Origin of the sequence: Arcicella aurantiaca, assembly GCF_003148625.1 — a bacterium.
Classification (GTDB): Bacteria; Bacteroidota; Bacteroidia; order Cytophagales; family Spirosomataceae; genus Arcicella; species Arcicella aurantiaca.
In genome coordinates, this window is the sequence record NZ_QGGO01000044.1 from 13,410 (window position 1) to 32,261 (window position 18,852).

Annotated in this window: 23 protein-coding genes; 7 read left to right on the forward strand and 16 right to left on the reverse strand. The window is 33.9% G+C overall.

Annotation, left to right across the window (positions count from 1 at the left end; translation table 11 throughout):
* Positions 1-1,063 precede the first annotated feature (1,063 nt).
* The 4 genes from LV89_RS23530 (at position 1,064) to LV89_RS23545 (ending at position 3,673) form a co-directional block, all read left to right on the forward strand.
* Positions 1,064-2,002, forward strand: coding sequence for a ParA family protein (locus LV89_RS23530; protein WP_109745394.1), 939 nt, complete (start codon positions 1,064-1,066; stop codon positions 2,000-2,002).
* Between the two features lie 24 nt (positions 2,003-2,026).
* Positions 2,027-2,920, forward strand: coding sequence for a ParB/RepB/Spo0J family partition protein (locus LV89_RS23535; protein WP_109745396.1), 894 nt, complete (start codon positions 2,027-2,029; stop codon positions 2,918-2,920).
* Between the two features lie 98 nt (positions 2,921-3,018).
* Positions 3,019-3,324 carry a type II toxin-antitoxin system HigB family toxin gene (locus LV89_RS23540; protein WP_109745398.1) on the forward strand — a complete coding sequence of 102 codons (306 nt, stop codon included), beginning with the start codon at positions 3,019-3,021 and terminating at the stop codon, positions 3,322-3,324.
* Positions 3,317-3,673 carry a helix-turn-helix domain-containing protein gene (locus tag LV89_RS23545; RefSeq protein ID WP_109745400.1) on the forward strand — a complete coding sequence of 119 codons (357 nt, stop codon included), beginning with the start codon at positions 3,317-3,319 and terminating at the stop codon, positions 3,671-3,673. The genes LV89_RS23540 and LV89_RS23545 overlap by 8 nt, the downstream gene beginning before the upstream one ends.
* Before the next feature lie 87 nt (positions 3,674-3,760).
* On the opposite strand, the gene LV89_RS23550 is transcribed toward LV89_RS23545, so the two are convergent.
* From LV89_RS23550 to LV89_RS23625, 15 genes are all read right to left on the reverse strand, one after another.
* Positions 3,761-4,231: a hypothetical protein gene (locus tag LV89_RS23550; RefSeq protein WP_146199252.1), complete on the reverse strand. Its 471-nt coding sequence runs from the start codon at positions 4,229-4,231 to the stop codon at positions 3,761-3,763.
* Between the two features lie 3 nt (positions 4,232-4,234).
* Complete coding sequence (locus tag LV89_RS23555) at positions 4,235-4,819, reverse strand: conjugal transfer protein TraO (protein WP_109745403.1); 585 nt, start codon at positions 4,817-4,819, stop codon at positions 4,235-4,237.
* Entirely contained in the window at positions 4,788-5,714 is a 927-nt protein-coding gene (traN, locus tag LV89_RS23560) for a conjugative transposon protein TraN (RefSeq protein WP_158279677.1), read from the reverse strand. The genes LV89_RS23555 and traN overlap by 32 nt, the downstream gene beginning before the upstream one ends.
* A gap of 10 nt (positions 5,715-5,724) precedes the next feature.
* Positions 5,725-7,272, reverse strand: coding sequence for a conjugative transposon protein TraM (gene traM / locus LV89_RS23565; protein WP_109745406.1), 1,548 nt, complete (start codon positions 7,270-7,272; stop codon positions 5,725-5,727).
* 223 nt (positions 7,273-7,495) lie between these two features.
* Positions 7,496-8,119, reverse strand: coding sequence for a conjugative transposon protein TraK (locus tag LV89_RS23575; protein WP_109745409.1), 624 nt, complete (start codon positions 8,117-8,119; stop codon positions 7,496-7,498).
* A 1-nt stretch (position 8,120) separates the two neighbouring features.
* A complete protein-coding gene (locus LV89_RS23580) occupies positions 8,121-8,342 on the reverse strand; it encodes a hypothetical protein (RefSeq protein WP_146199253.1) in 222 nt (73 codons plus the stop codon).
* An 11-nt stretch (positions 8,343-8,353) separates the two neighbouring features.
* The gene (locus LV89_RS23585; RefSeq protein WP_109745412.1) at positions 8,354-9,613 is read right to left on the reverse strand and encodes a TraJ family protein; all 1,260 of its coding nucleotides are present in this window, start codon (positions 9,611-9,613) and stop codon (positions 8,354-8,356) included.
* Positions 9,600-9,992 carry a hypothetical protein gene (locus LV89_RS23590; protein WP_109745414.1) on the reverse strand — a complete coding sequence of 131 codons (393 nt, stop codon included), beginning with the start codon at positions 9,990-9,992 and terminating at the stop codon, positions 9,600-9,602. The genes LV89_RS23585 and LV89_RS23590 overlap by 14 nt, the downstream gene beginning before the upstream one ends.
* A 6-nt stretch (positions 9,993-9,998) precedes the next feature.
* The gene (locus LV89_RS23595) at positions 9,999-11,123 is read right to left on the reverse strand and encodes a hypothetical protein (protein WP_109745416.1); all 1,125 of its coding nucleotides are present in this window, start codon (positions 11,121-11,123) and stop codon (positions 9,999-10,001) included.
* A gap of 36 nt (positions 11,124-11,159) precedes the next feature.
* Complete coding sequence (locus LV89_RS23600) at positions 11,160-13,673, reverse strand: TraG family conjugative transposon ATPase (protein WP_109745418.1); 2,514 nt, start codon at positions 13,671-13,673, stop codon at positions 11,160-11,162.
* Positions 13,670-13,990: a DUF4133 domain-containing protein gene (locus tag LV89_RS23605; RefSeq protein ID WP_109745419.1), complete on the reverse strand. Its 321-nt coding sequence runs from the start codon at positions 13,988-13,990 to the stop codon at positions 13,670-13,672. The genes LV89_RS23600 and LV89_RS23605 overlap by 4 nt, the downstream gene beginning before the upstream one ends.
* A gap of 10 nt (positions 13,991-14,000) precedes the next feature.
* On the reverse strand, positions 14,001-14,474 hold the full coding sequence (locus LV89_RS23610; RefSeq protein ID WP_109745421.1) for a DUF4134 family protein: 474 nt from the start codon (positions 14,472-14,474) through the stop codon (positions 14,001-14,003).
* A gap of 21 nt (positions 14,475-14,495) precedes the next feature.
* Positions 14,496-14,843, reverse strand: coding sequence for a DUF4134 family protein (locus tag LV89_RS23615; RefSeq protein ID WP_109745423.1), 348 nt, complete (start codon positions 14,841-14,843; stop codon positions 14,496-14,498).
* Between the two features lie 55 nt (positions 14,844-14,898).
* The gene (locus tag LV89_RS23620; RefSeq protein WP_109745425.1) at positions 14,899-15,249 is read right to left on the reverse strand and encodes a DUF4134 domain-containing protein; all 351 of its coding nucleotides are present in this window, start codon (positions 15,247-15,249) and stop codon (positions 14,899-14,901) included.
* A gap of 189 nt (positions 15,250-15,438) precedes the next feature.
* Positions 15,439-16,323, reverse strand: coding sequence for a hypothetical protein (locus LV89_RS23625; RefSeq protein WP_109745427.1), 885 nt, complete (start codon positions 16,321-16,323; stop codon positions 15,439-15,441).
* 216 nt (positions 16,324-16,539) lie between these two features.
* On the opposite strand from LV89_RS23625, the gene LV89_RS23630 reads away from it, so the two are divergent.
* A complete protein-coding gene (locus LV89_RS23630) occupies positions 16,540-17,169 on the forward strand; it encodes a hypothetical protein (protein WP_146199254.1) in 630 nt (209 codons plus the stop codon).
* A 2-nt stretch (positions 17,170-17,171) separates the two neighbouring features.
* On the opposite strand, the gene LV89_RS23635 is transcribed toward LV89_RS23630, so the two are convergent.
* Entirely contained in the window at positions 17,172-17,879 is a 708-nt protein-coding gene (locus LV89_RS23635) for a M23 family metallopeptidase (protein WP_109745431.1), read from the reverse strand.
* Positions 17,880-17,957: 78 nt separating this feature from the next.
* Between LV89_RS23635 and LV89_RS23640 the strand changes: the two genes are divergently transcribed.
* Both LV89_RS23640 and LV89_RS23645 read left to right on the forward strand, forming a co-directional pair.
* Positions 17,958-18,575 carry a hypothetical protein gene (locus LV89_RS23640; protein WP_109745433.1) on the forward strand — a complete coding sequence of 206 codons (618 nt, stop codon included), beginning with the start codon at positions 17,958-17,960 and terminating at the stop codon, positions 18,573-18,575.
* Positions 18,576-18,611: 36 nt separating this feature from the next.
* The coding region (locus tag LV89_RS23645) for a hypothetical protein (RefSeq protein ID WP_374755123.1) at positions 18,612-18,852 on the forward strand (241 nt) is incomplete at its 3' end.

Sequence of the window (18,852 nt, forward strand, 5' to 3'; positions counted from 1 at the left end):
TGAACCAAAACAAAAAGTAGGTCAACAAGTCTGCGAAAAATTCTGTCACGAAAATTTGCAAGGACATTGAAGTATGCCAACCGTCACAAACGAACGGCAAAGGGAAACCTGCAAATAATGTGTCTGGTGCGTCAACAGGTAAAGCATACCACCATTTAGTAATTGTCGCAAATGAAATTACTGTCAGCGGGAGTATAACTTTAAATGTCAACTGTTTCATATTTGTTGGTCTTTCTAAAATGCCGCATAACGAGCGTATAACCGCCATTAGCTCTAAAATTTTGTTGATTTATGGCGTCTATCCAACCGATTTGGAATATAACCGCCACGAATTGATTTTTTGAAAATTAAAGCTATTCGATGGAGTAATTTTGCGGTTTAATGATTAGTAAAGGTGGTAAAACCTGTGTAGCGTTTTTCATTAGCAATTGGGTTGAAAATTTCAATTTTGATTCTGTGTCAATAGAGAATTACAATATTAGGCTAAATTTCATTAATATTTTAACGTAGAATTACCTGATTTTGCAAAATAAACCTAATTTGAATTTGTTGGCTATTGTAAATCTGCTACTTAACCTCTGTTTGTACTATTCTCAAAAATAGAAGTATATGTAATCAAGACGATACCCAAAAAATCGCTTTTATCGCTAATCATTAACTATATCCCTCAATTTTGTTATTCTTTTTTCCCCACAACCAGACAAATACTTCATGAATTAAATGCTCACTGTTGACTCAAAACATTCTCTCATTAAAATAGTTATTGTTCATATATGGACTGTTTGGATAGTCTTATGTACTATTGACCTTTTATGAGATAATAATCTCAAAATAAATGTAATTTTATTCTAATGTTAACGGACTTATATACTTATTGACGCACGGGTGAGGTTTTTGCGTCTCAAAGTATATACTTCAGTAATATTTTACGTCATAAAGTTTGGTTTTTGAAATTTATTTGAGAAAAAATTAGTATATTTTTAATAAAATATAGGCAATAATTAGTAAGATTTTACTAATTATTGCCTATATTTGTATATCAATCATTCAAACAAGACGCATTATGACCATTGAACAAATTGCTAAGTTTTTTAAATTGAAGCCATCTCTCACGGTTGCAGGAATTCAGAAAGAAGCGGGGATAAAAGGAAATGCACTGAGTACGGCACTTCAAAATAAAGAGGAATTGAGCAAGATGAATCTTGATAAATTATTGCCTATTTTAATTGGATACGGATATAATGCAATGCCTCAAAAAGCAAAGATTATTGCGATTGTCAACAATAAAGGAGGTGTAGGAAAAACCACTACTACCGCTATTTTAGGAGAAGCGATGGCACGAAAGGGATTAAAAGTATTGATGATTGACATGGATTCACAAGGAAATCTAAGTCAAATATTCTCAATTTCTACCGAAAATGGACAAGTGGCTGATTCTATGCTTGACAATAAAGTGCCTTTGCCTATTCAACAAATTAACGAAAATCTTTTTGTCGTACCTTCAGACTTAGAATTACAAAAAGTTGAATCCGTTTTACTTACTGCACCTTCCAATCAATTACGTTTGAAGGCAGCCCTTTCTACTACGGCAACGGTTGGTTTTGATTTTATTTTAATTGATTGCCCTCCTTCATTAGGTCTTTTGACGATGAACGCCATCAATGCAAGTAATAGCTGTTTGATAACTGTTCAACCCGAATCATCTGCCGTTGTGGGATTAAATAGTATATTTGATGTGATTGAGGACGTAAATGTATATAGTGGTGCGGGTATCAAAGTTGAAGGTATTGTGTTTACGATGGTAAAAAATAATAGCGTTCACACAGCTTTTAAAGAACTCGTTAGAGAAACGTACCAGAACTTTAAGGTATTTAATACTGAAATAAAGGAATCGGTTGATGTCAGTAAGGCTCAGGCGATTAGAAGAGAAATGTTTGTGTATAAAAGTAATTCAACCGTTGGGAAGGCTTATGAAGAATTAGCGACTGAATTATTGTCATAATCCAATATTAGATAACATAAGAAAATGGCTAAACTAAATTTAAAAGACCAAATCAAAATGACTTCAAAACCATTGTTTAATAATGGTTTATTAAATAACGAAAATATCAAGAAGAAAATCGTTATCATTCAAGAGTTAAAAGATTTGATTAAGCCTTTACAGTTAGACGAATTTGAGCAATTAAAAGCGAATATTATTCAGAATGGCTGTCAAGACACGATAAAAATATGGCATACTTCCGAACAAGTTGTTAATCCCGAAGCAGTAGCTAATGAAGAAATGTTTGTCTTAATTGATGGACACAATCGTTATAAGATATGTATAGAAAATGAAATACCATTTAATGTAACATTGATGTCTTTCGACACCTTAGAGGATGTCAAGGCATTTATGATTGACTTACAATTAGGACGAAGAAATGTGAGCCTTTTAGAAGTGTCATATTATCGTGGTTTGCAATATAATAACAGCAAAAATGTTGAAAGTAAAGCCAATAATTTTGCTAAAAGAGACGAAACACACACTATCTCTGAATTAATGGGTGAGAAATTTGGTGTAGATGAAAAAACAATTAGAAGAGATGGCGATTTTGCCAGAGGACTTGAAACACTTTCGCAAGATTTAAAAGAGGATGTTTTGGCAGGCAGAGCAAAAGTGTCTAAAAAGGAGGTCATGCAATTAGGAAAATTGGAAATTGAAAATCCTGTTAAATCCGTCGAAGAAATTGTCAGTATTGTAAAAAATACGCCATCAATTGAGCAACAGAATGAAGTTATTTCGGAGATTAAGCCCATTAAAAAAGAGCAGCAACAATCAGCAAAACAAAAACTTAGTGTATTCTTAAACGCTCCCAACAGAGAAAATTTTGAAGAATTGAAAAAGCTAATTAAAGTGTTGGATAAATTAGTGATTCAATAAAAAGTCAGCACACATTATTTCAACATTGAAAGAACTGTTATGGCTAAATTAGAGCTTTATGGTGTTGCTTTATTCGCAACTTTTTATTAATTTTGAATATGAGAATTATTGCAAAAGGAACTATTAGGGATTTTTGGTTACTTCATCCTCCTGCCGAATTTCCTTTATTAGATTGGTATAATACGGTTAAACAAGTAGAATGGAATACCCCAAATGATGTAAAACAAACCTATGGTAATGCAAGTATAGTCGCTAATGATAGAGTTGTATTTAATATCAAGGGAAATGATTACAGACTTGTTACTGAAATAGATTATAGTTTTCAAATGGTTTTTATTATCTGGATTGGTACACACAAGGCATACGATAAAATAGACGTTACAACGATAGAATATAATGGATAATCTCACGAATGAAAAATATCATCAAATGGCATTGAACAAAGTTCGTAGTTTGATGAAACAGAAACCTTCAAAAGAAAGTACTGAAGGTCAGGAGCTTGAAATGCTTATTACGCTGATAGAAGCCTATGAGGAGATACATATACCGATGCAGGCAAGTGACCCGATAGCTTATCTACAATATAGAATGGAACAAGGAAATTTGAAAAATAAAGATTTAATACCATTTATTGGAGACAAAACTAAGGTTTCAAAGGTTATGAATCGTAAACAAGAACTGAGTGTATTGATGATTAAACGCTTGAGCCAAGGGTTAAATATTCCGCTTAACTTCTTAATTCCGAGTGTATAGTGGTGAATTTTAAAAGTAATTAAATACAAAAGGCGTTGAGAATTTATAAGTTCTCAACGCCTTTTGTATTGTCAACATTTTTTACATCTAAGGAGCAATCAAAAAACTCCTATTTTGAATAATGCTTTTTTTATTTTGAGTATCAATGCAATAGATTGACATATTTACTGTGATGGCAGTATTAGATGTTAAGGTTTCTGTCGGTACGAAAACCATTTTTAACTCATTGTTTTCAAAGTTTGAATACTTAACTTCTATCCAATCTTTTTTCTGAAAAATCTTAGTCGTATCATTCTCAACAACAAAATATCCATCTGTATTTGATATATCAGGAATGAATCTGTAAATGGTATTCTTATTGCTAAAATCTAACTGTGATATGTACAAATTGAATGAATAAGGCTCATTGGCTTTTGTACTTTTTTGGTTGGTTTTAATGAGAAAATTAAATTCGGGAGAAACTGAACTTAACCCGTCTAATCCTTCCACATCTAAGGTTGCTTTGCAAGCCCCCAACAGAAACAAGCAAGCGATTATTGTATAAATTCTTGGTGTCATTATCTATTGATTAAATCTTAGGGCAATGCCTAATTGTATATAAAAGGGTTTTACTTCGGATGTTGGAGTCCATCGCTGACGGGCAGAAATTATCAAATTATGTACTTCGATTTCTGCTCCTAACGAAGCTCCAAGCAAGAAGCGACTTACATTATTAATCTTGATGTTTTCTGTTAAGAAACGCTCGTTTTGATTAACACTTTCATACCCAAAAATTCCACCAGTTCTAAAATTCATGTACATACTTCTGTTTCTGTTACGATAGAATTTGTAGATATACGTGTATGAACTGGTGAATTGCTCAACTGGAACGAGATAAATTTGTGTAGAGTTAGTCACCACGTCAATGTTTTTCCATAAATAGTCCAAGCCTAAAACCCAAGAATTTTCCTTCTTATTATAAACTCCGAAGCCAATCCCAAACCCCAAACCTGACTGATTGAGTTTTGGGTTAAAACCATCAGTTACGTGAGTAGATACTTCAAAAAACTTTTGCGATTTAATATGAACCTGAGCATTCAAATTGCTTGTTATCATCGTCAATAAAATGAATAAACTAAATACTCTTGCTTTGTGTGATTGTCTCATTGTCTAATTGGAATTTTAGGTGGCGACCACCATCTTTTTCATAAATTTCTACTTCCATAATCTTTCCGTCTGTCAAGGTAATAAACGGAATACCAATCACTTTTTTAAGTTCTGAATTTGGTTTTACCGTTTTAAATCCTTCTGGGTAATTGATCAGAACCTTTAATTCATCTTCTTGAAAGGCGGTACGTTTTAGTACGTTTTTATCCCTAATAAATACCTTTACAAAATCAATTTCATAAGGAATGGAAGACGAGTTTTCGAGGGTGGTTTGTAGATAAAAAATCTTTTGTTCAAAATAAATGCCTTTCAAGAAAACGGATATGTCTGCTTTCTTCGCTCCTATATGACGAATATATTTGCGTTGTTTAAGTGCTTTTCCTGCAAATCTTCTCAGTTCCTCATCAGAATATTCTCCCTGATTTATCTCATAAATATTACTGGTTGATAAAGCTCCTCGACCAATGCCCAAACTATCCGTTGATAATTCATCCATGCGTAAATTGTTTGCGATGTTAATGTTATAAACATCAGGGTTTTCATTGTAATGAATAACAAACGAAAAGTAACCTCCATCTTCCGTTAAAATAGTCATGTTCGTTTCTTCATTAAAATCTTTCTTCCCTGCTTTTACCCTTAAAACATTTGTAATGGTAGGCGGAACAGTGGCAATAACGCTTTCACTTCCTGCATCAAAATCACGAATTTTGGAAGGGAAAATAATGTGCGTGGTTTTATAAAATGATAACTCCAAAGGATAAGACCCTCTAATGGCTTTTTTAGCAATTGGGAGTAAATATTTGTTGGGCTTAATGTATAAGGAGGAATCAATATTCTGCCCATATATTTGATTAAAACCTAACAAAATAAGGATTACACTTACTATTTTTTTCATACTATTTGACTTATGGTTTAGCATCGAATTCTTGAAATTTAAGCAGTACACGGTAATTGGGTCTGATAAATGCTTTCACTTGGGCAATTTTAGTAGTAAGAATATTACGCCCAACATTAGAAACACTTTGAAGGGTGTTAGTGGCAATTTGTGTTCCTACTTGGTTGCCAACACTACCTTGACTAATTAAATACGAAGGTTGAACCGATTGCGAAGCACTATGAACAAGGGCTGAATTAAGCTGTGTCTTTTGGGCAAGGTCTTTCACATAAACACCCTGTTGTCCGTCTAAATCATATACTTGCATACTAACGGGATACAGGTAATTATCAATTCTCAAATTGGTTACTTTTATCATAATTCTATCGCCACTGATAGAACAAATGCCCGTAATTAAAGTATTTGGTTGAAGCGATAATTCTTCTCCTTGTAATTGTAATTTTGTTTCAGATAAAATTCTGATTTTAACGGTAGAACCATTCGTTACAGAAACACCATCGCCAGACCCATGAATTACTCCTTCAACGGCTTCATAACGAGTTCTTTTTTTGTTTACTTCTGTCCTTTTGCCGTTTAATCCAAAAAAAGCATTTTCAGCCTTCGCCGAAACAATTTGTGGTGAACCTCCATCCGCTTTGACTAATGAACCAGTAGTTTGTTTTGGAGGAATCCCATTTAAAGCATCTTCAAATATTTCATCATCTGATTTTACTTTTGTTGTGGATGCCTTTCTATTATTGCGAGCAAAAGCAGGAATTTGATTGGTAGAACCATTATTAAAAGGATTGGCTGTTGGATTATTAGTTTGCTTTTCAATTCTTTTATTCTCATTATCTACCATTTTCAAGAGCATATCATCGTATTTATCTTGACGAGCTTCACGCTCAGATTTCACGACTGCCTCTTGATTCAATTTTCTTTGATAATCTTCCGTTGGCTTTCCTGAGTATATTTCATTAATTAAACGACTGTTGTCATACCCACTCCGATTAACATAGGCTAAATTTTCCTGATTGATAGACGTTTTTAACTGCCTGTTAGGTTGATTTGATGCGGTAAAACCGTAAGCCTGACGTTTTAAATTTTGGTCGGTATTACGTTCAATTGCATCAAAGCGATTTTGAATTCCTTTTTCTTGTTCGTAAGAAAAACTATTACTTCGTGGCGAGGCATTTTTATCTCTACCCGAAATTAAGTCGCCAGAGTTAGGGGATAAATTCCCAAGATTGGTACTTTCATTTTCATTGAAACTACCTTGAAATGCTAAATTATCGCTATTGCGAGAAACTGAAGTAGGGTTTAGCTCATCGAGCGAAGAACCCTTTTTTTCTGTTTCCTCAATGGGGGTTATTTTAGCATTAGCCACAGGCATATTAATTTGATTAGGGTTAGTAGTTGTAACTTCATTGCTATTATCCCCAATAAATCCGTAAGTCATTCCTACCGTTCCCAATATTACCCAAAAAGGAAGAAAGGCGAACAAAAGGATTTTTTGCCTTCTATTAAGTTCAATTTTTCTCCTCTGAGGAGCATTTATTGTATTTGTTTGTGCTGACATTTTAATTAATAAACAGGAAAAGAATGTACAGAATAGCCAAAATAGCTAAAATGATATTGCGGCTACGAAATCCAACTTTATGCTGTTTTTCATTAAGCCAAGTACCTATTTTTTTTTCAAATGAAAATAGATTGTCCGCCATCTGCATACCCTTTTGATAAGCGGTACTATTCATATCTATTTCCCTTTTTTTCCTAAACCAAGCCATATCAAAGAGCGTTAATTATTTCTGATTGATGACATTTTCACGAGTTTCGCCTCTTTTCAAAATACGATACCCCTTAATTAAAAAACCATTGGGATTATTGTCAGACCTATTGACATCGACAAATTCGCATTCCGCTAAAATGGGCGTAATGCTTTCTGCACTGGCACGCTTTTGTCTAAGGGTAAATGATATTTTCCCACGCATGGGCGTTGTTCGTAAATCAACCACTGTTGAATCAATATCAACCGTCTGAACTGTATTGGAATTAATTAAATTTTCATAAAATTTTTGTTCCCTTAAATTGTCATATAACATTTTTGTTGATTCATCAGAGATATAAGTTGTTTTCCGCATATTACTGGCGATGCTTTGTGGGTCGGGAGCGATGTTATAAAAAAGTTCATGAAAACGGTTCAAGGTGAACTTTGCTTCGGCAGGTCTATTTTGTTGGACATCACTTGATAGTGCTTCTAAGGCTACACTACGATTGACCACATATAGTCTATCATCGTGTTCAGCTGATAATTTGAAACTAAGGGAAACCGCAAGCAAAGCCGTGAGCATACAACCAATTACAACAATTTGAGTGATTAGCCTTGCTTTCTTATGGTCTGCATCCATATTCAATAATTCTTTCATCTTATTTTTGTGGATATTTGATTCGTTGTTTTCTGAGGGCTTTGGTATTGTCAAAAATTGGAATTGTTCGACCACGATATTGAGCAAAGCTATTCTTGGTATTATCATTATAATTTTGATAACTCCAGACGATAGCAACTATCATAATTGTCAATGACAGTAGGCAAATAACCAACATTTCTAAATAAACACGATTGTAAAAAAATACTAAATTCTTATTCATAAATTCGTTCATTAAGTACCATATCTACCATTTCCATACCGATAAGAAGCACGTCTTTTCATTTTTTTAGCCGCTACATTGGCATCTCCTCCCCCTTTGAATGCACCGATAGCACCATTATAAATTCCGCCACCAATTGCCGAAGCCATACCCAAAGCAGAAGAACCATAATTACCCATTCCTGCATTTTGCCCCATTGACATACCCGTTTTTCCACCATTTACAGCTCCAGCATACCCTTCTTTAATTCCTCCCGAAATAGCACCACTGGCAATTACGCCACCTCTTGCAGTCATTTTTGCACCTGAAGTAACACCTGCTCCCAATGCAGCCGACCTTGCGGCAAAACCCTGAGCAGCGGCAGAAGAACCTCCAACCGAAACAACCATATTCGCAATCGTAGGGATAAAAAACCAACCAATAATTAATACTACTAAAACCGCCACATATACAGCTCCCATTGTGGTAATATCGTAACTGGTATTTTTGGCATTTTCATCGCCCACAATACCTGCGGAAGTGAGTGTAATCATCATTTTTGTCAAAATATTGAAGGAAATAGCCCCGTATAAATTAGCGATTGCAGGAAGGAGTGCGTAATTAATATACTTGCCAAGCCATTCGACAGCATTATTAGCAAAGCCGTCAAAAATGGCAATCCCAATAGCAATTGGTGCTACTGCTCTGAGACAAATCCGAAATAGAAAAGACATCAGGTACATCACCATAAAAGCAAAATAATTAATCCATTGCAGTATTTCCGTAATAACGTCTAATAGTCCAGCCACAAAATCATCCTTGAATTTTGAAACGCCAATGACTACATTTCTTTCCCAATCAAAAGTGGTACTTGCGTAAGCTCCATCGCCAAATTGTGCATCATAGTCTTTCTCATTTTTAGCAATATTCGCCCATTTTAATTCAATTGTTTTTTCTAATTGATTATCATAAGTCTCATAAGCATCTTTCATTTTTTGAACATCCCCAGAGCTTGTTATGGCAATAGAATTACAAATACTATCAATGGAATCACAAATATTACTACTCCAGCCCACTGCCATCAAAAAGAATATGGGTCGTATGAGCGGAATAAAATTGATGCTTTCATTTCTGGCAATTTGCCCCATTACACTTTTCCCAATATAGAACATACCGCCAATTCCAGCCAAATATCTGCCAAGCGTTGCAATGGTTTGTGTAGCACTTAACCCTGTCAAGCTACTGTCGTAAGCATCTTGTAGGATATTGATAATATCATCAATTAGAGCCATTTTTTGTCCGATTTTTTAAACTTCCAACGACATGATATTTATCGCAGTAGCATTTGAAAACATTTTCTTTTTCCATTATTTTAAAAGAAAAACCTTTGATATTTCCTTCTTGCGTGAATAAATATCCATCGTAAATCTTACATTTTCGAGATTCAAATTCAGAGTCTCCCCTACCCTTTCCATCATGTTGTGATATGATAACCCGATATGGATATTCATCATCATCACTCAATGTAATATCCATATAGTTGTATGTTCCGTCACTTAATAAATCGTGACCTTTCCAATGTCCTAAATACTTTTCATCTTCTCTTTTCGATTTTTCTGTACAAGAAAGCAGTAGAAGAAATACTGCAAAAACTACCAATGAATTTTTCATGATTAATTATTTTGGAACGTTATAAGTTTTACCATATTTAGCAAAAATGGCTTTCATCGCATCGTACATCATATCCCTACGCATATCTGAATAGGTTTGTGAAAAGTTGCCTGACACCATTTGGTCATCAATATATTTTTGTCTAAGTGCTTCTTGTTGGTCATTATAATTATCAACTTCGATATGGCAAGATTCTGCACGTGCCAATAATGCTTGGTAATCTGGACTTTCTTCAACGCCTTCGCCAATAACTTCAGATAAAGTTTTAGCCAAATCTTCCATTGCTCGGCACCGTGAGTCGGTTCGCTTTGGATACGCTACTGCTGCCCCAACAGCGAATTCTGAACGTTTCAATTTTTCTAAACCTTGTACGTAGTTATTAACCCTTGCTGTCTCTTTGGAGACATCTTCGGCAATGGCTAATCTAATCCCTTTTTCTTTTTCTAAATCAACATTTTGGAATTTGTCATCTGCAAAAGCATCGTCTAACATTTTAGAAAAATCTTTGGCAACTTTTGTATTAATGGTGTTAATCGTTCTACCTGCGGAAGCGTATAATCTTGCCGTAGAAGCTCTGTCTGCTTGGTTTCTTGCTCTCTTTCTTGATACCATTTGATAGTAACTGAATATGCCACTCAATTCATTATCTACTTTGGAAATCCTTTCATAAGCCTGATTTAATAAATCCAAACGCCCTGCATCATCCATCGTTGTACCATTTGTTTGAACAACATTTGATAAATCTTTAACCGCCAATTCGACTTCATCTGCCATCACTTCAAATCTTCGGCTAATACCTTTGTATTCAAAATCTAAAATGTGGGCATCACTGGCTAAGGTGGTTGAGATTGTATTAACCTTACCAATAACAGTAGCGGATTTTTTGGCAATTTCAATTCCTCTACCTGCTTGTCTAACTACTTTTGAAATTTGCTCCAACTTCTTCACTCCCTCTACTAAATCCCCAAAACTTGCTCCTTGTAAGTATTTGATAGCACTGGTAATAACGGTATGTGGTACATCAAATACTGCAAATTGACCATTGGCATTTGTTGGAACAAGAGCAAACGAAAAGAATATGGCAATAACTACCCAACAGCCATGCAGACCGACCCGTTTAAATGTTTTCATGTTGTTAATTGTTTTATATGATAAATTGCTAATACGCTAAACCTTAATTCTTTCCCCTCGTGCAAAGGCTTTTACACCTCTGATGGTTGAACCCATTTTTTGAGATAACTCATTAATCTGTTCTACGTCTGTTTTATCTGTGGTAAATAAGGCGTGAAAGGTTGGTGATACTTCGATACCATACACTTTTGCATGGTCGCCCATCAAAACACACATTTCTCGATATTTCCTTGAATCATCTAAGGTTCTACCAACACTTAATACCTGCATACTTTGATTGTCTGAAAGCCCAAAAACTTGTTGCACTTCTCCAAAACGGTTTGCGTATTTTCGTTGGTCGAGTAGAAATTTTGTATCTGCATTATTGATAATGGCATCTTTTACAAACTGATTGCCTACTAAATCATCAATCTCCTGAGTTACAACTCCCATTGCTCCATTATGCTTTCTCACCGTCTTAAATGCCCATAATAAAAAACCTGCAAAAGCTGGTTTTGAAAGTGCTTTCCACGCTTCTTCAATGACCAAAGTCTTAATTAAATTATGTCCTTTGATGGTCATAAGTTTTCTAATGTAAGTCGTCATAATCATAATGGTTACGACAGGGAAAAGCACGGGGTGGTCTTTGATATTATCTAATTCAAATACCACAAAAGGCAATTCTACCAAGTCAATATTAGTGCGTGAATTAAGCAAATAACCATAAGTACCATCTTTATAATACACTTTAAGCACATACAGGAAATTATCTAAATCAAAGTCCTTTTCACGCCCACCGTCTTGTTTAAATAGTTCAGTATAATGCTCTTTGGCGAACTCATAAAAATTATCAAAACAGGGAAAGGGAGCATTTATTCCTAATTTCCTCAAATGTTCATAATAATAATGAACCATGTTTGACACCGAAGTTTCTTCGGATTTCGCAATTTCGATAGCCTCTTTATTTGATTTCCAAAGACTAATCAATAATTCGGCAATGGATTGCTCCGTTTCAGAATCTGTACTATTATTTTTGAAAAAAAAGGGGTTGAATGATAAAGGTTTATTGGCTTCAAAAGTGATATAACGCCCTCCCATGTATTGACATAGACGTTTGTAAGAATTACCCACATCAACAATAACTGCATGGAAACCACTATTTAACATATAGTACATCATGTTATTGGTCATAAATGACTTCCCCGAACCAGAAGGACCAACAATCAAAAAATTTCGATTGGCAATCAGATTCATTTTCATTCCATCAATGAATGGGTCAAACATAATGGGCTTTCCAAAACGGTCAATTAAACGAATACCATAAGGAGATAAAGGATTATCTTTATAATTTTCTTCAAAAGTCATCAAACTCACCGCTTCTTCTACGAAAACGGTTGATAGATTGTCTAAACCAATTTCAGCTATATTTCCGCCCAAACAACTCCAAAACAACGTTTCAGCATCGTAAACCGATTGTCTTGGCGTAAATCCCAAATCCGAGAGAGCCGCCGCAATATTTGAACGATTCTCATCTACAATATCAAGGTCTTTATCCCATGTGAGTATGTTATAATGAACAGAAACTGGTTTTCGCCCATTTACTTTCATTTCAGTCATGAATGAATCCTTAAATAAAATACTGGCTTCATTTTCTTTGGAAATAGCAGCGAATGATTGATGTCTTTTATTTTCAGCCGTTAATCTATTGGTCAAAGCATCACCATTTTCTATCACCATTACCTGATTGTAAATATGATTGAAGGGTAATAAAATCCCTAACGGAGAAGCAAAGCTCAAAGGCATTGAGTGGGCATCCGAAGAAAAAGGAGCGTAAGTAGAATTTGAAACTACTTCTTGTGGAAAATCTTGTAAATCGTTGATTGAATACGTGTAGGTATGATTGTTGCCTACTTTAAATGTTCCTTGCTTATCGCCAATGGTAATATCTCCTAAGGTATTATCTCCCAGATTTAAAGTAAAATACTGTTGATAATATCCTTTCTCACCTGCCAAATCTTCGTAAGTCATGGTTTTGAGAGAGAGAAATTTTGAGTTATTTAAAATAGAAGTGAACTGTTTTACTATGTCGATGAATTGCGTCCAAGTAGCTTTATCCAATACTTGTTTAGGCACTAATTGTCTTTTTAAAATAGAAGAATTAAGGCTACTTCTTTTCTTTACATCTGCCGAAGGAAGCGTAAGAAAAAGATAGCACTTTTGAGTCATAAATGGTCGTTCCGAAAAATGTTGCTCATTATCAATTCCCAAACGATCCATCGTAGCATAACGCTCTGCATTAGGATTAAAAACGTACATATCCTCGAAATACCAATCTTGTTTATGTAAAATATAACCAACAGGAAGTACCCGAATTGCTTTTACAAAAGTATCGTGAATGGCATTATAACTATCACTTGATAAGGTAAATACCTCTGGCAAAGCTACTTCAAAAGCAATCGTCAAATCAGCATTTTTTGATACAATGATATTGAATTTTGGGTCGATACTGCTATCTATGGAAAGGATAGGAAAGATGTCTTTTATATCCTTTATTTTGCGTGGATTTATCATTTTCTTACCTGAGAGATAATATTTTTAAAACTTGTCTTACGAAAAATTACTTTCGGTTTTGCCGCAACAATGGGTAGTTTTTCAGTCCCCCACCGTCCATTTTTTTTGTATTCATGGCTTGGATAAACATAAGCAAAAGCTAATCCCATGAATAAGAGAGCAATATTTACCAAAGCAGGTGAACCTATCATAAATAATAAAATGGTGAAAAATATAGCCCCTACCGCTATGCCAATTGAATAATACAAGTATTTTCCCCTTAATCCGTAAAGTTCAATTTCTGAATCTACGCCCCTAAATATTTGGTATCTTTTCATGAAAAATGGATTAATATGTTCCCGTTCTAATTAAAAAAATGATGTAGCCTATGGAAAATAGAAACAGTATTGAGCCAAACCATCTCAAACTAAATTCATACAAATCATCTTCTCCTTTCATGTATTTATTGTAAAGTCGAATGAATCCAATTAATACGATTAATCCAGAAATGTACATACCATAAATCCATACATCATTTCCAAATTCTATGAATATGCCAGGACTTAAATAATTTCCACTATTGAAGGTTCGAGCAAACAAAAAATAAGCGGCTAAGGCATAAACTGAATATCCTAAGAATAGCCCACCGACCCAACGTATAATGTCTGACGTTATATCCTCTCCACGATTGAATGATTGAAAAATACGATAGCCTGACAATAAACCAGCTACCCCAATCCCAACATTCATTGTGACATCAATAAATGATTTGAATTGTGATAAATCACTGGTGATTTGTAATACTAAGGAATAGCGAAACATAGAATAGATGTTATGCACAAATTAGGTATTGAAAAAGAATTTCGAGAAAATAACATAAGCAATGGGGACGGATAAACCTGCCATAAACCAGCGAACGATGTTCCTATATACGTCATCGCCTTGTTGCCATTTAACATAGATTCGAAAAGCTCCAACCATTCCAATGATACCAATGAGTAATAATACTGCACGGAAATAGGGAGTATATTTAGTTATAGCATTTTCACGTTCAGCAGTAAAGTTTTGTCCTTTATAAGCAAAATTATTCGGGTCTGCACCACTTCCGAAAATTTGCCCTGATACATGGTTCGTAGAAATTACTTGTAAGCTAAATATTGAAATCAATATGAGGTAATATACTCGTTTCATGTTTTTGACATTAAAATTGAGGTATAAATTTTTCTTCTATACCCCAATAAAAGGATTAATTAATACCAAATACCGAGCGTAAAACGGTATTCGCAATAATTAAAAATAAGAAACTACCAAACCAACCCACAGCTACTTTCTGTACATCTTGGTCACCATTTTGCCATTTATTGTAAACTTTAAAAGCCCCAATCATCCCAACAATTGCAGCGATGATATAGATAATAATAGTTACAGGGGCAAAGTATTTCTTAATCTGAACCTGTGCATCTTCAATGGCGGCTACTCCTGCATCACCATCTAATGTAGCAGATTGAGCCATTGAAGAAAATGAAACATAAATCGACAGGACAAACAATCCGATTGCTCTCTCCCATCGTTCTTTGATAAAAAATTGTTTAAGCATAATTAAGAAATGTAAAAATTGATTAAAATGAATTGATAATTATCTTGATTGCTTTTGAATATAAATTTTAAAGTATTTGATAATCAAATGGTTAATATAAATAAACACGTTGATTGCACAGAAAAGCACTTTATGGCGTGTTTGACAAGCCTAAAAAAGGAAACAGGTTGATTAAGGCATACTAATCCATTAAGCTGACATTGAATATTGCTCTTTAACTATTAAGTTCTTTTTCGATGAATATTGGAGTTCTATATTGGTAAGTGGCTTTGTATTAAGTAAAAACAAATCATGTTTACTGATAAAGTTTTCATCGGAAGCAATTTCTTCAAAAGATGTTGCCGTGCGATAAACCATTGAGTTTTTATCTAATTTATAGACTTCCATTTGTTGTTTTTGTATCACTAAAATCTTTTGATAGACCTCTTCTCCTTGTTGCTTAATACTATTTTTTTCATCCTCACTTAATAACTCAAATTCAGCTATAAACTGTTCTAATTCTTCCATCCACTCAGCTCTTGCAAATAATTGTGGTTTTAAACCTGATTCTATAAATATTGGCTTAGTTCCCTCAATTTCTTCTTTGTTATAATTTTCACCCTCAATAATATTATCATCAAAATCATTGAAAAAATCACTTGCATTCGGTGGAGTGTCCTCTGGTTCAGTTTCATCTTGGTTGGCTGTTGCTGTCCCTGAATTGTTACTCTCTGTCTTCAATATATCAGGAATTTCGTTCGAAGGTTTATCTCGCTGAAATGTAGTCGTCTGGGTGTCGCTTTTCTCTGGTAAAAAGGTGCTTTTCATTCGTGAATCAGGGGCAGGTACGACATTTGGATTTTTAATCAAATCTAATTTTTCATTAATTAATTTTTGCTCTTCCTCTCCTATTCCCCCTTCGTTTCTGACTAATAAATCCGCCTTTCCTTTTTTCGTGCCTGAAATTTCATCAGCTTTTTTGAAAAGATTAGTGCCTAAGACCAACCAAACCCATGCAAAGAAGAAACAGATACCAAAAATGAAAAAATTAGCAAACGATATTTTTAACATTATAGCGATAATTATACGATTCATTATTTGAAGGTGTTTTATATAATTCGCACAAATATAAAAAATTATATTTATAATAATATAAAAATTTAATTTATATTATTTTTATAAATATAAATAATTAAGGGGTTTTGTTAAATCTACAAAAGGGTGTAAGTGTTTGATAGATAATGAATTAAATGTTTTTTGAGATTGATATGATATAATTTTGAATAATCAAATAAATAAAATAGTATGAAAATGATTAAGTGTATTAAAATAATTTTTTGGCTTTCGATAGTATTTGCTTTATTGTTTACTATGTATTTGAAGCAATCTTACCTGTTTACGAAGGTCTTATTCGACTATGTGGGAACACAGGCTCTTTGGGCTTCTTGGGCATTAGCTATCATTACGGAATTTATCCGTGGGGCTTTTGCTTACGCCAGTTTTTTAGCATCTGAAAAGGGTTTATCACAGACCAAAACGATTGCTTTATTAGTTTCGGTTGGTATTTCGTTGTTTGATTTTTGGGAAGTATATCACTATCTGGATACGCAAGCAATTGCCTACACGGCATACTTTTTTGTGAGTATAACCTTAGCTTTGGAGTTAATGGGTGGTGCTATCTTACAAGAAATAAATGAAATGAGTTATCGTGAGTTGGAAAGCTCAGAAGAAGAGAATTGCTCTGAATCACTAATTAAAAACAATCAGATTCAATCCCCATTTGTAGATTTAATAGACTCTTTCCCTAACGCCAATAATTTAGCTCAGATAAATCCAATGTTGGAGGAAATGTCTTGCTTTACGAAAAAAAGAAATGATAGGACTGTTCGTGTTAAATCTACGCTTAAATCAGTGAGGCATGGAACATTATTTTTGTTCTAAATTTATTTGGCATCTGATAAAAATAGTAAAAGCATGGGTGAAGGGTCAACATAATGTCCATTTTTTATAATACTGTAATGAAGATGATAACCAGTGGCGTTTCCTGTTTTTCCCATTTTCCCTAAAATAGTTCCTGTATATACTACCTGATTTAACTCAACAACTGCCAATGCTAAATGGGCATATATTGTTCGATAACCGTAAGCATGGTCAACAACGACATATATTCCATAACCGTTTGGGTCATACGCAATTTTTGTGATGACTCCCTGAGCTGTTGCATAAATAGGTTCTTCATGACTAAGTGTAATCATATCCACGCCCCCGTGAAATCTGACATCTTTATATTTAGGGTGTACTCTATATCCAAATCTCGAATTAACGAATGGATTATGGTTGAGATTTATTGGGCTAATTGCAGGAATTTTAAACCTTAAAGATGGGTCATGGTTGAGTAGAAATGTGAAATTATTTACCACTAAACTATTTGAACATCCTCTGAGTGCGGCATAAAATTGTTTATTATTGAGCCTAATTATAGTGTCTGGTATTGGATAAATCGCTGGATTTTCGACTTCTAAAGTATCTATTTCTTCTGTAAATTCAAGACGCTCTTCAAGAGTATCAATCACCGCTCTATTTTCCTGAGCGATTAGCACTCTTTGAGAAGATAAAAGAAAGAATATAGAAAAAACAATATATTTAATCATTAATAGTTTATGTTTTAATATTTATTATAAATATTAAATTTTAATTTTATATAATTATAATAATCTAAACAAATTTTTATGGAATTATCACCTCAACAAAAAGAATTTATTGAGAAAAATGGAGCTATTTCTTATTCAGAGCAAGAATTAGAAAATATGTACGCCTTTTATAGTCAGGGAGTTTTTAATGGTTTTTGCTTTAAAAAGGAAGAGTGGATGAATGATACCCTTCTGACAAATTCCGAAACTCCACATTTCATTTTAAATCAAGTCAAGAATTTTGACTTAATCAGGTCTATTGCCGATTTAGATAGTATTGGGTATTTGATGTATATGCACCAAGAATACGCAAAGATGGGATACTATTTTGTCGAAGACCTTTTGACTCCGATAACTGAATTGGAGAAAAAGTATGGAGAGGGTTGTGCAAAGCCAGTCCTTTATGCTTTTGATGATTCTGACACAATTGCAGGTGAACAGTTTCCTAAATTTCTGCCTGATATTTACTATGAAATGGTTATCGTCCAGCAGAAATACGATGATTGGAATGCCTTACCATCAAAAGATAGAGATGGCTTTTTTTATGCTTTTGGACAAATTTTAAAATTACATGAAAATGATACACCTTTTGATTTAGCAAAAGATAGAGAGCTTACTCTACCCGATGAAAAATTAGAATTAATAAAAAAAGGCTGAAATTTGTAGTTCTCAAGCAACAAAACCAGCCCTTTAATGAAAAATATCATCAGTAGCAAAATTAAAAATTTATTTTCAGAAATCCCATTAGCCAAGAATTTAGCCAGACAAACGTTTATTTCAGAGTTCACTCTCGGTATCATAAAAAGTAGAAATGTCCAATTCAAAGAAGTTGGATTACATTTTACAACTGACTCAAAAGTGGAGTCAAATGAAAGAAGAATACAAGCATTTTTTAAAGATTTTGAATTTGACTATCAACAAGTTGCTATCCTTT